The sequence below is a fragment of the Streptomyces sp. genome (assembly GCF_050698815.1).
GTDB lineage: Bacteria > Actinomycetota > Actinomycetes > Streptomycetales > Streptomycetaceae > Streptomyces.
Genome location: NZ_JBOHCV010000632.1, coordinates 1 through 12,488, shown reverse-complemented (window position 1 = coordinate 12,488; position 12,488 = coordinate 1). Strand labels below are relative to the sequence as shown.

General features: G+C 69.1%; 8 protein-coding genes and 1 pseudogene. 5 read left to right on the top strand and 4 right to left on the bottom strand.

Annotated elements, in window-relative coordinates:
- Positions 1-147: 147 nt before the first annotated feature.
- From ACRDP3_RS22895 to ACRDP3_RS22880, 4 genes and pseudogenes are all read right to left on the bottom strand, one after another.
- Complete coding sequence (locus tag ACRDP3_RS22895) at positions 148-1,071, bottom strand: ABC transporter permease (RefSeq protein ID WP_431518883.1); 924 nt, start codon at positions 1,069-1,071, stop codon at positions 148-150.
- 14 nt (positions 1,072-1,085) lie between these two features.
- Positions 1,086-2,726 carry a peptide ABC transporter substrate-binding protein gene (locus ACRDP3_RS22890; RefSeq protein ID WP_431518882.1) on the bottom strand — a complete coding sequence of 547 codons (1,641 nt, stop codon included), beginning with the start codon at positions 2,724-2,726 and terminating at the stop codon, positions 1,086-1,088.
- A 257-nt stretch (positions 2,727-2,983) separates the two neighbouring features.
- A pseudogene (gene typA, locus ACRDP3_RS22885) lies at positions 2,984-4,855 on the bottom strand (translational GTPase TypA).
- A gap of 207 nt (positions 4,856-5,062) precedes the next feature.
- A complete protein-coding gene (locus ACRDP3_RS22880) occupies positions 5,063-7,279 on the bottom strand; it encodes an ABC transporter family substrate-binding protein (RefSeq protein WP_431518881.1) in 2,217 nt (738 codons plus the stop codon).
- 217 nt (positions 7,280-7,496) lie between these two features.
- On the opposite strand from ACRDP3_RS22880, the gene ACRDP3_RS22875 reads away from it, so the two are divergent.
- The 5 genes from ACRDP3_RS22875 to ACRDP3_RS22855 all read left to right on the top strand — a co-directional run.
- On the top strand, positions 7,497-8,456 hold the full coding sequence (locus ACRDP3_RS22875; RefSeq protein WP_431518880.1) for a bifunctional helix-turn-helix transcriptional regulator/GNAT family N-acetyltransferase: 960 nt from the start codon (positions 7,497-7,499) through the stop codon (positions 8,454-8,456).
- Positions 8,457-8,645: 189 nt separating this feature from the next.
- A complete protein-coding gene (locus ACRDP3_RS22870) occupies positions 8,646-8,954 on the top strand; it encodes a hypothetical protein (protein WP_431518879.1) in 309 nt (102 codons plus the stop codon).
- Positions 8,955-9,029: 75 nt separating this feature from the next.
- Complete coding sequence (locus tag ACRDP3_RS22865; RefSeq protein WP_431518878.1) at positions 9,030-9,896, top strand: hypothetical protein; 867 nt, start codon at positions 9,030-9,032, stop codon at positions 9,894-9,896.
- A gap of 30 nt (positions 9,897-9,926) precedes the next feature.
- Positions 9,927-11,903 (top strand): fumarate reductase/succinate dehydrogenase flavoprotein subunit, encoded by a 1,977-nt coding sequence (locus tag ACRDP3_RS22860; protein WP_431518877.1) that lies wholly within the window; start codon positions 9,927-9,929, stop codon positions 11,901-11,903.
- Positions 11,900-12,488 (top strand): succinate dehydrogenase/fumarate reductase iron-sulfur subunit (locus ACRDP3_RS22855; protein WP_431518876.1); only part of this gene is annotated, 589 nt, incomplete at its 3' end. The genes ACRDP3_RS22860 and ACRDP3_RS22855, both read left to right, overlap by 4 nt.

Below are 12,488 nucleotides of genomic sequence, written 5' to 3'. Positions count from 1 at the left end.
GTGCAGCGCCGCCCGCGCCCACGCCGACGGCCGGCACCGGCGCCCCGTCGGCGGTGAACGGCGCTGGCTGCGGGCTCTCCGGGGCCTGCTCAGCCATGGTCGCAACGCCTGGTCGGTTCACGCCTGGTCGGTTCACGCCTGTTGGGTTCACACATAGCGGATCCTCGGGTCGAGCACGGCGTAGAGGAGGTCGACGAACAGATTCGCGAGCAGGAAGACGATCACCAGGACCGTCACGAAGCCGACGACGGTCGGCGAGTTCTGCCGCACGATGCCCTGCCACAACTGGAAGCCGACGCCCTGGATGTTGAAGATCCGCTCGGTGACCAGCGCGCCCGCCATCAGGTTGCCCACGTCCAGGCCCAGGAAGGTGACGACGGGGATGAGTGAGTTGCGCAGCAGGTGCCGCACGGTCACCCGGGAGCGCGGCAGCCCCTTCGCGAGCGCGGTGCGTACGTAGTCGCCGCGTGCGTTCTCGGCGATGGAGGTACGGGTGAGCCGGGTGACGTAGGCCAGCGAGAGCAGCGCGAGGACCAGCCCCGGCAGGAGCAGCTCACCGACCGGCGCCGCGGGCGAGACGGCCGGCTGGATCCAGCCCCACTTCACCCCCAGCAGGTACTGCGCGAGAGTGCCGGTGACGAAGGTGGGCACGGAGATCACGACCAGGGTCAGCATCAGCACCGAGCTGTCGACCGGACGGCCGCGCCGCAGCCCGGTGATCACACCGAGCACGATGCCGACGACGACCTCGAAGACGATGGCGATGAGAGCGAGCCGCAGCGTGATCGGAAAGGCGCTGCGCAGCAGTTCGGTGACGGGCTGGCCGTTGAACGCGTTGCCGAAATTCCCGGTGAAGATGTTGCCCATGTAGAGCAGGTATTGCTGCCACACGGGCTTGTCGAGGTGGAATTCGGCACGCAGCCGGGCGGCTGTGGCGGGGTCGGGGGCCCGGTCGCCGAACATGGCGTTGACCGGGTCGCCGACCGCGTACACCATCACGAAGATGAGGAACGTCGTCCCGATGAACACCGGGACCATCTGGAGCAGGCGTCTGATGACGTAGCGCCCCACGGGCCTTCAGCCTCTCACTTGACCTTGATGTCGGTGAACACCGGTACCGAGAAGGGGTTGAGCCTGACGCCGCTCACCCTGTCCGAATAGCCCGCGTTGCCGTCCTGGTACCAGAGCGGAATGGCGGGGAGGTCCTCCAGCACGATCTTCTCGGCCTGCTGGAACTTGCTGACCGCCTCGGCCTCCCCGGCCGCGTTCGCCTCGTCCATGAGCTTGTCGACGCGCTTGTCGGAGTACTTCGCGTCGTTGGAGGAGGCGTCCGTGAAGTAGAGCGGCTGAAGGAAGTTCTGGATCAGCGGATAGTCCATCTGCCAGCCGGTGCGGAACATGCTCTTCAGCTTCTTGCCGGCGATGTCCTTGCGGAATTCACCGAAGGTCGGCACCGGATTGACGCTGCACGCGCCGCTCTTGTCGAGCGCGTTGTTGATGCTGTTGCAGACGGCGTCCATCCACTGCCGGTGTGAGCCGGTGTCGACGTTCGAGGTGAGAGTGACCTTGCCGCCCGGCAGCCCGCCGGCGTCCTCGATCAGCTTCTTCGCCTTCTTCGGGTTGTACGTGCAGGTCTCGCCGCACAGTCCCGGCTTGTAGCCGCCGGACTTCTTGAGCACCGGCGAAGTGAGGTCCGTGGCGGGCGTACGGGTCCCCTGGTAGATCTTCTCGGTGACTTCCTCACGGTTGATCGCCATCGACAGGCCGTGCCGGACCTGCTTCGCCTTCTCGCTCTGCCACTCCTTCTGGTAGAGCGGGAAGGAGATGGTCTGCGTGATTCCCGCCGGCTGGTTGATGTACCGGCCGTCGAGGTCCTTCTTCGCGTTCTTGAGCTGTCCTGCGGGCAACTCGTCGAACACGTCGAGGTTGCCGGCCTGCAGGTCGGTGTAGCCGGTGTTCTGGTCGGTGTAGACCTTCAGCTCCACACCCTTGTTCTTCGGCTTGTCCCCGCCCGCGTACTCCTTGTTGACCGACAGCCTCATGGCCTGGCCCTTGGTGTAGGAGTCCACCTTGTACGGGCCGTTGCCGATGGGCTTCTTCAGCCAGCTGTCGTGTTCCGTGAAGAACTTCTTCGGCAGCGGCGCGAAGGCGGCGTAGCCCAGCGTGTCGGGCCAGAGAGAGAACTTCTGGTTGAGCTTCACCGTGAAGGTGCGGTCGCCGGTCACCTTCAGCCCGGACATGGTCTTCGCCTTGGGTTTGGCGCTCTCGTCCGTGGGGTGCACGTCGTCGTAGCCGTCGATGTACTCGAAGAAGTAGGAGCTGACCTGCTTGTTGGTGACCAGTGCGCCGTAGTTCCAGGCGTCGACGAAGGACTCGGCCCTGACCGGCGTTCCGTCGGAGAACTTCCAGCCCTTCTTCAGGGTGACGTCGAAGTTCTGCTGGTCCTTGGTCGTGATCGACTCGGCGACCGCGTTCTCCGCGTCGCCGGTCCCGGGGTTGTAGCGCTTGAGTCCCCGGAAGGTCATGTCCAGGACCTTGCCGCCCTGCACCTCGTTGGTGTTGGCGGGTTCCAGCGGGTTCTGCGGGTCGGTCCAGAAGGCCCGCACCACACCGTCCGCCGAACCGGAACCGCTCGCGGTACCTCCCGCGGCACACCCTGCGGAGGCCAGGGCGGCGGCGACCGTCGCACAGCCGAATGCCCACGTGACACGCGTGGTTCCGCGCATGAGGTGCCTCCTCGGTACCGTCCCAACGATGCCCTGGCGACCAGATAACACCCTTTTCGCATTTTCATAGCGATGCCCCGACGGGCCTCCGTGGATGGCACGCGGAGAAACCCCCGGATGCCGGAACGCCCCTCCTGCGCGGGCGAGAAGCAGCGGTAACGGCGGTACCGGCCGGCAACAGGAACGGCCCCTCTTCATCGGCCGGGAGGCTGATGAAGAGGGGCCGACGCGATCCGACCGGGTGGAGCTGTGCGCGGTCAGCGCTTGGCGCGGGACGCGGCCCGGCCGCGGGCCTTCTGGTCGAGGACGACCTTCCGGATGCGGACCGTCTCCGGCGTCGCCTCGATGCACTCGTCCTCGCGGCAGAACTCCAGGGCCTGCTCCAGCGACAGCTTCCGCGGCGGCACCAGGTTCTCGGTGGTGTCGGCGGCCGCAGCTCGCATGTTGGTCTGCTTCTTCTCCTTGGTGATGTTCACGTCCATGTCGTCGGAGCGCGAGTTCTCACCGACGAGCATGCCCTCGTAGACCTCCGTGCCCGGCTCGATGAAGATCGTGCCGCGCTCCTGGAGGTTCATCATCGCGAACGGGGTCGCCGAACCGGACCGGTCCGCGACCAGCGAGCCGCTGCGACGGGTGCGCAGGTCCCCGAACCACGGCTCGTGGCCCTCGAAGAGGCTGTGCGCGATGCCGGTGCCACGGGTCTCGGTCAGGAACTCCGTACGGAAGCCGATCAGCCCGCGCGCGGGCACGAGCCACTCCATCCGGATCCAGCCCGACCCGTGGTTGGTCATCGTTTCCATCCGCCCCTTGCGGGTCGCCATCAGCTGCGTGATGGAGCCCATGTGCTCCTCGGGGGCGTCGATGGTCATCCGCTCGACGGGCTCGTGCAGCTTGCCGTCGATCTCCCGCGTGACGACCTCCGGCTTGCCGACCGTCAGCTCGAAGCTCTCCCGGCGCATGGTCTCCACCAGGATGGCGAGCGCCAGTTCGCCACGGCCCTGCACCTCCCAGGTGTCGGGGCGCTCGGTCGGCAGGACGCGGAGGGAGACGTTGCCGACCAGCTCCTTCTCGAGCCGGTCCTTGACCATCCGGGCCGTCACCTTGTGGCCCTTGCCGCCCTTGCCGACCAGCGGCGAGGTGTTCGTGCCGATCGTCATCGAGATCGCGGGCTCGTCGACCGTGATGAGCGGCAGCGCGACCGCGTTCTCGGGGTCGGCGAGGGTCTCGCCGATCATGATGTCGGGGATGCCCGCGACCGCGCAGATGTCACCGGGTCCGGCGGCCTCCGCGGGCTTACGGGTCAGCGCGTCCGTCATCATCAGCTCGGTGACACGCACGTTCTGCACGGTGCCGTCGCGCTTCATCCAGGCGACCGTCTGGCCCTTCTTCAGCGTGCCGCCCTTCACCCGCAGCAGGGCGATGCGGCCGAGGAAGTTGTCCGCGTCGAGGTTGGTGACGTGGGCCTGGAGCGGCGCGTTCTCCTCGTAGACGGGAGCGGGCACCGTCTCGAGCAGGGTGGTGAAGAAGGGTTCGAGGCTGTCGCTGTCGGCCGGTACGCTGCCGTCCGCGGGCTGGGTCAGCGAGGCGACGCCGTCCCGTGCACACGCGTAGACGATCGGGAACTCGATCTGCTCCTCGTCCGCGTCCAGGTCCAGGAAGAGGTCGTAGGTGTCGTCGACGACCGCGGCGATGCGGGCGTCGGACCGGTCCGTCTTGTTGATGCAGAGGATGACCGGAAGCCGGGCGTCCAGTGCCTTGCGCAGCACGAACCGGGTCTGCGGCAGCGGGCCCTCGGAGGCGTCGACCAGCAGCACGACCGCGTCAACCATGGACAGGCCGCGCTCGACCTCACCACCGAAGTCGGCGTGGCCGGGGGTGTCGATGATGTTGATGGTGACGGATTCGTCACTGCCCTTGGGGTGGTACTTGACCGCGGTGTTCTTGGCGAGAATGGTGATGCCCTACTCGCGCTCCAGGTCGTTGGAGTCCATCATGCGGTCGTCGACCGACTCCAGCTGGTGCGCGGCGAACGCACCGGCCTGCTTGAGCATGGCGTCGACCAGGGTCGTCTTGCCGTGGTCGACGTGGGCGACGATGGCGACGTTGCGGATGTCATGGCGCGTGGGCATGCTAGCGGCGCTTCTCCCGAATCGTGGGTGGGGCGCGGTGCGTCGGTGCCGGTCACGCGCCCTGCCGGGGCTGATCTCGCCGCGGCCTCGTCAACCATGGTAAGGGCCGACCACCCTACGACCTATTTCCGCACTCGCGCACCCGACCGCGCAGTCTTCCGCCCGGCCACGCATCCTTCCACCCGCTCACCCAGCGTGCGAGTCCGGCTACCGTTCGTAGCCGATGTCCTGGTAGCGCGGCGTCTGGAAACCGAAGGCGCCCGCGTTGGCGATGCTGTCCTTCACCGCCACCAGCTGCGGCCGCTGGTAGAGCGGCACGGATCCGGCCGCCGCCCAGATACGGGCGTCCGCGCGCCTGATCAGATCGTTGCGCGCGCCGTCGTCCAGCTCGCTCGACGCCTGGTCGAAGAGCTGGTCGATCTGGTTGGTGCCGACCCGGGTGTAGTTCTGCTCCACCAGCAGCGACCCGTCTGCGGCCGCCTCAGGCTTGGCGAAGATCGGGCGGGCGTCGGTGGCGGGGTAGGCGGTGCCGGGCCACGAGTAGAGGGCCATGTCGTAGTCGCCGGAGGCGATGTGGTCCTCGAAGTAGCGGTGGTCGGCGACCTCCTTGATGTGGGTACGGACGCCGACGCGGTTCAGCGACTTCGCGATCCGCTTACCGGTGGCTCTGATCGATTCCGAGCCGGGGCCCGCCGGGAGGACGAAACGGAGCGTCAGCGGCTTGCCCTGCCGCATCCGTACGACCGTCGCCCCGCCGGAGAGCAGTCGCAGCTCGTCGGCGTGGGCACGGGCCCGCTCGGCCTTCCTGAGGTCGTCGCGGGCCTTGCTCAGCTTGCGCTCGGACTCGCTCTTCTCCGCCGTGCGCAGTTGCAGGTGCGCGGCCTGGGAGAGGAGCGCCGCGCGCTGTCCGGTGGTGTTCGGTGCGAGCAGCAGCGGCCGGTCGTTGAGGCGCGCGGCCTCGGCGGCGGTGTGCGGCCGGAGCGCTGCCCCGGCCCGGTCCTCGTGGTCGCCGTTCTTCGTCCCGCGACCCTCGCCGCCCTGGCCGCGCTTCTCGTCCTTCCCGTCCTTCCCGTCCTTCCTGTCGCCCTTGCGGTCCTCGGACTTCTTCGCGTCGGCGTTGCCGGAGTTCGGCCGCGTCGCGTCGTCCTTCCAGCCGGCCTCGGCGAGCAGCGACTGCGCGGTTTCCACATCCTGGTCGCCGAGCGCGTCGCTGTTGTCCGCGTACCCGTCCTGGTCGGCCATCCGCAGGTGGCTGCCGAGCGGCTTGACGGGCAGCCCGGTGCCGCGGAGCGCGTGCTTGGCCAGGGCCCGCCGGTCGATGGCCCGGGCGACGGCACGGCGTACGCGCTCATCGGCCAGAGGACCGGCGCCGCCGTTGAGGGCGAGCTGGGTGTAGGCGGGGTCGAACGCCTGCCGTACGGCGAAGTGACGCAGGCTCCGGTCCGCCTTCTTCGCCGGCTTCCGCGCGGCGCGCCCGGTGTCGCTCTTGGCGTTGCCCTTGTTGCCCTTGGCGTCCTCGCCACCCGGCCCGCCCCCCTCGCGGGCGGCGACGATGCGGCGGACAGCCGAGACGTCCACCTCGGCCAGGTCCAGCTTTCCCCGCCTCAGCGCCGCCTTCCGCTGGTCACCCGGCACGGCGCGCAGGGTGATCCGCTTGAGCTTGGCCCGATCGCCCCACCAGCGCTTGTTCCGTACGAGCCTGACCGACTCGTCGCCCTCGTGGATCCCCTTGACCCGGAAGGGCCCGGCGGAGCTGGGCAGTGAGGTACGGGCACCGTGGTTGAAGTCGCCCGCGCGGCCCATCACGGACTTCGGATAGAGCGGCGTGAAGAGCGCCTTCCAGTCCGCCAGCGGCTTGCGGAAGACGACCTTCACCTCGTGGGCGCCCGCCCCTCTGGTCACCTTCTTGATCCGGTCGTAGCCCGCGTTCCGCGCGGCCTCGTACGAGCGGTGCCTGCCGCTCAGCGCCTTCCACTGCGCCTTGAAGTCGGAGACCCCGATGGACCGCCCGCTGCTCCATTCCGCCTTGGGATTGAGCTTGTACACCACGGTCTGCCGGGGTTCCCGTCGGGTGATGTCGGCGGACTCCAGATAGTCGGGGTTGAGCTGCGGCCGGGCGGCGGAGTCGAGGGTGAAGAGGGCGGGCAGCGTGGCCCCCGCGACCCTGTCCGTGCCGGCGTCGGCGTCGGGCTGGAAGGCGTTGAGCGTCCGCGGCACCTCGTTGACGGCCCAGCGCAGGGTGCCGCCCGAGGCGATCTGGTCCCGTTCGAGGTGGGGCACGTCCCGGGAGGAGCCGGTGCCGCCCCCGTCCGCGGAAGGAGCGTCGTCGGTGGCGGTGCACCCGGCGAGTGGCAGCAGCGCACCGGCCAGGAGAAGTGCGAGGGAACGCCGGGCAGCGGCGTCGAGGGTGGGCACGGCTGGCATGGCTGGACCTCCGGGGCTGTCCGCGGACGAAGCGTGCTTACGCGCAGGCCCGCATGTACACGTTCGGCGGCATAGGCGTCTCATCACATCTATGGCCCCACTGAAGTGGAGGGCCCGCCCCGGATCGCGGAGGCACGGCCGGTCCGTGCGGCACGCCACCCGTGCGGAGCAGGGATGGCGATACCCTTGACTGAGTCAATGAAATGGGGGTGGCCCCGTGCCCGCTCAGCAGACTCAGCAGACTCGGACCGTTCAGGAGATCCGGGCGTTCAACCGCTTCTACACGAATCTCATCGGCGCGCTCGACTACAGCCGCCACCTGCACACCCCCTACACGCTCACCGAGGCGCGGGTGCTCTACGAACTGGTGCACGCACCGCGGACCGACGCCGCCGATCTGCGCTCCGCGCTGTCCATCGACGGCGGGCAGCTGAGCCGGATGCTCGCGCGCTTCGAGGAGCAGGGACTGGTCGGCCGCGGACCCTCGGCGCAGGACGCCCGGCGGCAGTGCGTAGAGCTGACCGCTCGCGGCCGGGAGGCGGCGGACCTGCTGGAGGAGCGCTCCACGGGAGCGGTCGAGTCGTTGCTGACCCGGATACCTCAGAAGGAGCTGGCCTCGCTGGAGCGGGCCCTGCGCACGGCCCGCACCGTCCTGGCGGACACCGGCCTCGAGGACGGCGCACCGGCCCGCGCCCAGCGGGTGCGGCTGCGGGCGCCCCGCCCCGGCGACCTTGGCTGGATGATCGAGCGCAACGGGTCGGTCTACGCCGCCGAGTTCGGCTGGGACGAGAGCTACGAGGCGCTCGTCGCCCGCATCGTCGCCGAGTTCGCGGCGGACCACGATCCGGCGCGTGAGGCGGCGTGGGTGGCCGAGCTCGACGGCAGCAGGGCGGGCAGCGTGATGTGCGTGAGCGACAGCGCCCCGGAAACGGCACGGCTGCGGCTGCTGCTCGTCGACCCGAGCGCGCGGGGCCATCGCATCGGCGACCGCCTCGTGCAGACCTGCGTCGACTTCGCCCGCGCCGCGGGTTACCGGGAATTGGTGCTGTGGACCAACGACGTACTGGCGGCCGCCCGCCGCATCTATCAGCGCGCCGGCTTCGAGCTGGTTGAGGAGGAGCGGCACCACGCCTTCGGTCACGACCTGGTCGGCCAGGACTGGCGGCTGATGCTCTGAGCACCGGGTGGGCCGCCGGGTCGCCCATCCGGGTGACCCGGCTTGGTGATCATGCCCCGCACGAGGTAAACCCGTGCAGCGCCCTTCACAAGGAGGAGCGTGACGCGCGACACTCGCCAACGCATATGGTCACGCGAGCCGGTCCTGGACACCATGCCAGCCGTCACCACCAACGGAGGTGGGCACGTCATGTCTCCTCAGACGTCACTGCACGACGAACTGACGGCCGCGCAGCGCTGCCTCGACGAACTCACCCACACCGTCAACCGGCTCGAGCAGCACGTCGGTGGCGGGGGGCTGGAGATCCGGCGGGTGCGCAGCGACGCGGAACACCTGCGGGAATCACTGGCACTGCTGCGTGCCGCCTCGCCGAGCGCCGGGGCACCGAGCTCCGCGCGTCCCGAGATGGTCACCATCCCGGACAAGCCCTACGACCACGGGCTGTGGTCGGACGTCGACGACGAGGGGGTGGGCGCGAAGGACCGGCACGCTCCGTGAGCGCCGCACGGCCGAGCCGAGTGAGTTCGGGACACCGCCCCACCTGACAAGTCGCCCCCCTACCGGAGAAAACCGTTGGCCACTGGCACCCAACCCCAACCGAATACGAGCAGTACGGGCAGCACCGGCCCGGATCCCGGCACGACCGGCACCGGCGGCGTAAGTACGGGCACCCGCGCCGCCATCGCCGAGCGGCACCTGCGCACCGACCGCTGGTGGCTCGCTCCCGCGGTCACCGCCCTCGGCCTGTTCCTCTTCGTCGTCTACTCGACGTGGCGGGCCTTCGCGAACGCCGACTACTACGAGGCGCCCTACGTCTCGCCCTTCTACTCCCCCTGCCTCGCCGACAACTGCGCGGAGATGCGGGGCGGCCCCAACTGGGCGCTGTTCGGCGAGTGGTGGGGTATCTCGCCCGCGCTGATCGTGCTGATCTTCCCGCTGGGCTTCCGTCTCACCTGCTACTACTACCGCAAGGCCTACTACCGCGGCTTCTGGGCCTCTCCCCCGGCCTGCGCGGTCGCCGAGCCCCACAAGAGCTACAGCGGTGAGACGCGCTTCCCCCTCATCCTGCAGAACATCCACCGGTACTTCTTCTACGCCGCCGTCCTGGTCGCGCTCATCCTCTCCTGGGACACCCTGCTCGGCTTCCGCAACGCCGACTACGAGTGGGGCCACATGGGCCTGGGCACCGTGGTCTTCCTCATCAACATCGCGCTGATCTGGGCGTACACCCTCTCCTGCCACTCGTGCCGGCACATCGTCGGCGGACGGCTCAAGCACTTCTCGAAGCATCCGGTGCGCTACCGCATGTGGGGCATGGTCGGAAAGCTCAACGGCCGTCACATGGAGCTCGCGTGGGCGTCGCTGATCAGCGTGGCAGCCGCCGACTTCTACGTGTATCTGCTGGCGATCGGTGCCTTCACCGATCCGCAGCTGTTCTGACCACGCTTCTTCGAGAGGGATGCACCACACATGACGCAAGTCGAACGCCAGCAGTGGGATGTCGTCATCGTCGGCGCGGGCGGCGCCGGGCTGCGGGCCGCGATCGAGGCACGTGAGCAGGGTCTGCGTACGGCGGTGATCTGCAAGTCCCTGTTCGGCAAGGCGCACACGGTGATGGCCGAGGGCGGCATCGCCGCCAGCATGGGCAACGCCAACCCGGGGGACAACTGGGAGGTTCACTTCCGCGACACGATGCGCGGCGGGAAGTTCCTCAACCAGTGGCGGATGGCGGAGCTGCACGCCAAGGAGGCTCCCGACCGGGTGTGGGAGCTGGAGACCTGGGGCGCGCTGTTCGACCGTACGGCGGACGGCCGGATCTCCCAGCGCAACTTCGGCGGCCACGAGTACCCGCGCCTCGCGCACGTCGGTGACCGCACCGGCCTGGAGCTGATCCGCACGCTCCAGCAGAAGACCGTGGCCCTCCAGCAGGAGGACTTCAAGGAGTTCGGTGACTACGAAGCCCGGCTGAAGATCTTCCAGGAGTGCACCGTCACCCGCATCCTCAAGTCGCCCGACGGCGCGGGGGAAGAGCGGGTCTCCGGGGTGTTCTGCTACGAGCGCGAGTCGGGCCGCTTCTTCGTGATGGAGGCGCCGGCGGTCGTCCTGGCCACCGGCGGCATCGGCAAGTCCTTCAAGGTGACCTCCAACTCCTGGGAGTACACCGGCGACGGGCACGCCCTGGCGCTGCTCGCGGGCGCTTCGCTGATCAACATGGAGTTCGTCCAGTTCCACCCCACCGGCATGGTCTGGCCGCCGTCGGTGAAGGGCATCCTGGTCACCGAGTCGGTGCGCGGCGACGGCGGGGTGCTGCGCAACTCCGAGGGCAAGCGCTTCATGTTCGACTACGTCCCGGACGTCTTCAAGGAGAAGTACGCCGAGACGGAGGCCGAGGCCGACGGCTGGTACGAGGACCCGGAGAACAACCGGCGCCCGCCCGAGCTGCTCCCCCGCGACGAGGTCGCCCGCGCCATCAACTCCGAGGTGAAGGCCGGCCGCGGCTCCCCGCACGGCGGGGTCTTCCTCGACGTCTCGACCCGGATGCCGGCAGAGGTGATCCGGCGCCGGCTGCCGTCCATGCACCACCAGTTCAAGGAGCTGGCGGACGTGGACATCACCGCCGAGGCCATGGAGGTCGGGCCGACCTGTCACTACGTGATGGGCGGCGTCGACGTCGAGCCGGACACGGCCGCGGCCGTCGGCGTCACGGGGCTGTACGCCGCGGGCGAGGTCGCCGGCGGCATGCACGGCTCCAACCGGCTGGGCGGCAACTCCCTCTCCGACCTGCTGGTCTTCGGCCGGCGCGCCGGACTGCACGCCGCCCGGTACGCGGCGGCACTGGCAGCGGTCGACAAGGGCACCATCAGCGAGGAACAGATCGACGAGGCCGCGGCGGAGGCGCTGCGCCCGTTCAGCGCGGAGGAGGTACCGGACGGCGGACCGGCCGAGAATCCGTACACCCTCCACCAGCACCTGCAGCAGTCCATGAACGACCTGGTCGGCATCATCCGCCGCGACGAGGAGATGACGCAGGCGCTGGAGCGGCTCTCGGAGCTGCGGGTGCGCTCGACGTACGCGGGGGTCGAAGGCCATCGGCAGTTCAACCCCGGCTGGCACCTGGCGATCGACCTGCGCAACATGCTGCTGGTCAGCGAGTGCGTGGCGCGTGCCGCGCTGACCCGTACGGAGTCGCGCGGCGGCCACACCCGCGACGACTACCCGGCGATGGACCGCCAGTGGCGGCGCTCGAATCTGGTCTGCACGCTGGCCGAGGAGCCCGTCTCGCTCGACGCGTCCGCCGAGCCCGGCCAGGCCGCCGAACGCGCCGACCGCGGCCGCATCGACCTGCACCGCCGCGACATGCCGGCGATCCGCCCGGATCTGCTGGAGCTCTTCGAGAAGGACGAGCTGATCAAGTACCTGACGGACGAGGAGCTGACCACCGAATGAGCGCGGAGACGCAAGCGGGCGGCGCGCCGGACGCGACGAGCGCGAGCGCGGGCACGAGCTATCAGGCGCACTTCCGGGTCTGGCGGGGCGACATCGACGGCGGCGGGCTGGAGGACTTCCACGTCGAGGTCCACGAGGGCGAGGTCGTCCTCGACATCATCCACCGGCTGCAGGCGACGCAGGCTCCGGACCTGGCGGTGCGCTGGAACTGCAAGGCGGGCAAGTGCGGTTCGTGCAGCGCGGAGATCAACGGGCGGCCCCGGCTGCTGTGCATGACGCGGATGTCCGTCTTCAGCCGTACGGACACGATCACGGTCACCCCGCTGCGGGCGTTCCCGGTGGTACGGGACCTGGTCACGAACGTGTCGTACAACTACACCAAGGCCCGTGAGGTGGCCTCCTTCGTGCCGCCGCCGGATCTGGGTCCGGGCGAGTACCGGATGCAGCAGGAGGACGTAGGGCGTTCGCAGGAGTTCCGCAAGTGCATCGAGTGCTTCCTGTGCCAGGACACCTGCCATGTGGTGCGGGACCACGAGGAGAACAAGCAGTCCTTCGCCGGTCCCCGCTTCCTGATGCGGGTCGCGG

Coding starts and splice junctions, on each gene's coding strand:
- ACRDP3_RS22890 (WP_431518882.1), bottom strand. CDS start 2,726: ATGCGCGGAACCACGCGTGTCACGTGGGCATTCGGCTGTGCGACGGTC.
- ACRDP3_RS22880 (WP_431518881.1), bottom strand. CDS start 7,279: ATGCCAGCCGTGCCCACCCTCGACGCCGCTGCCCGGCGTTCCCTCGCA.
- ACRDP3_RS22870 (WP_431518879.1), top strand. CDS start 8,646: ATGTCTCCTCAGACGTCACTGCACGACGAACTGACGGCCGCGCAGCGC.
- ACRDP3_RS22860 (WP_431518877.1), top strand. CDS start 9,927: ATGACGCAAGTCGAACGCCAGCAGTGGGATGTCGTCATCGTCGGCGCG.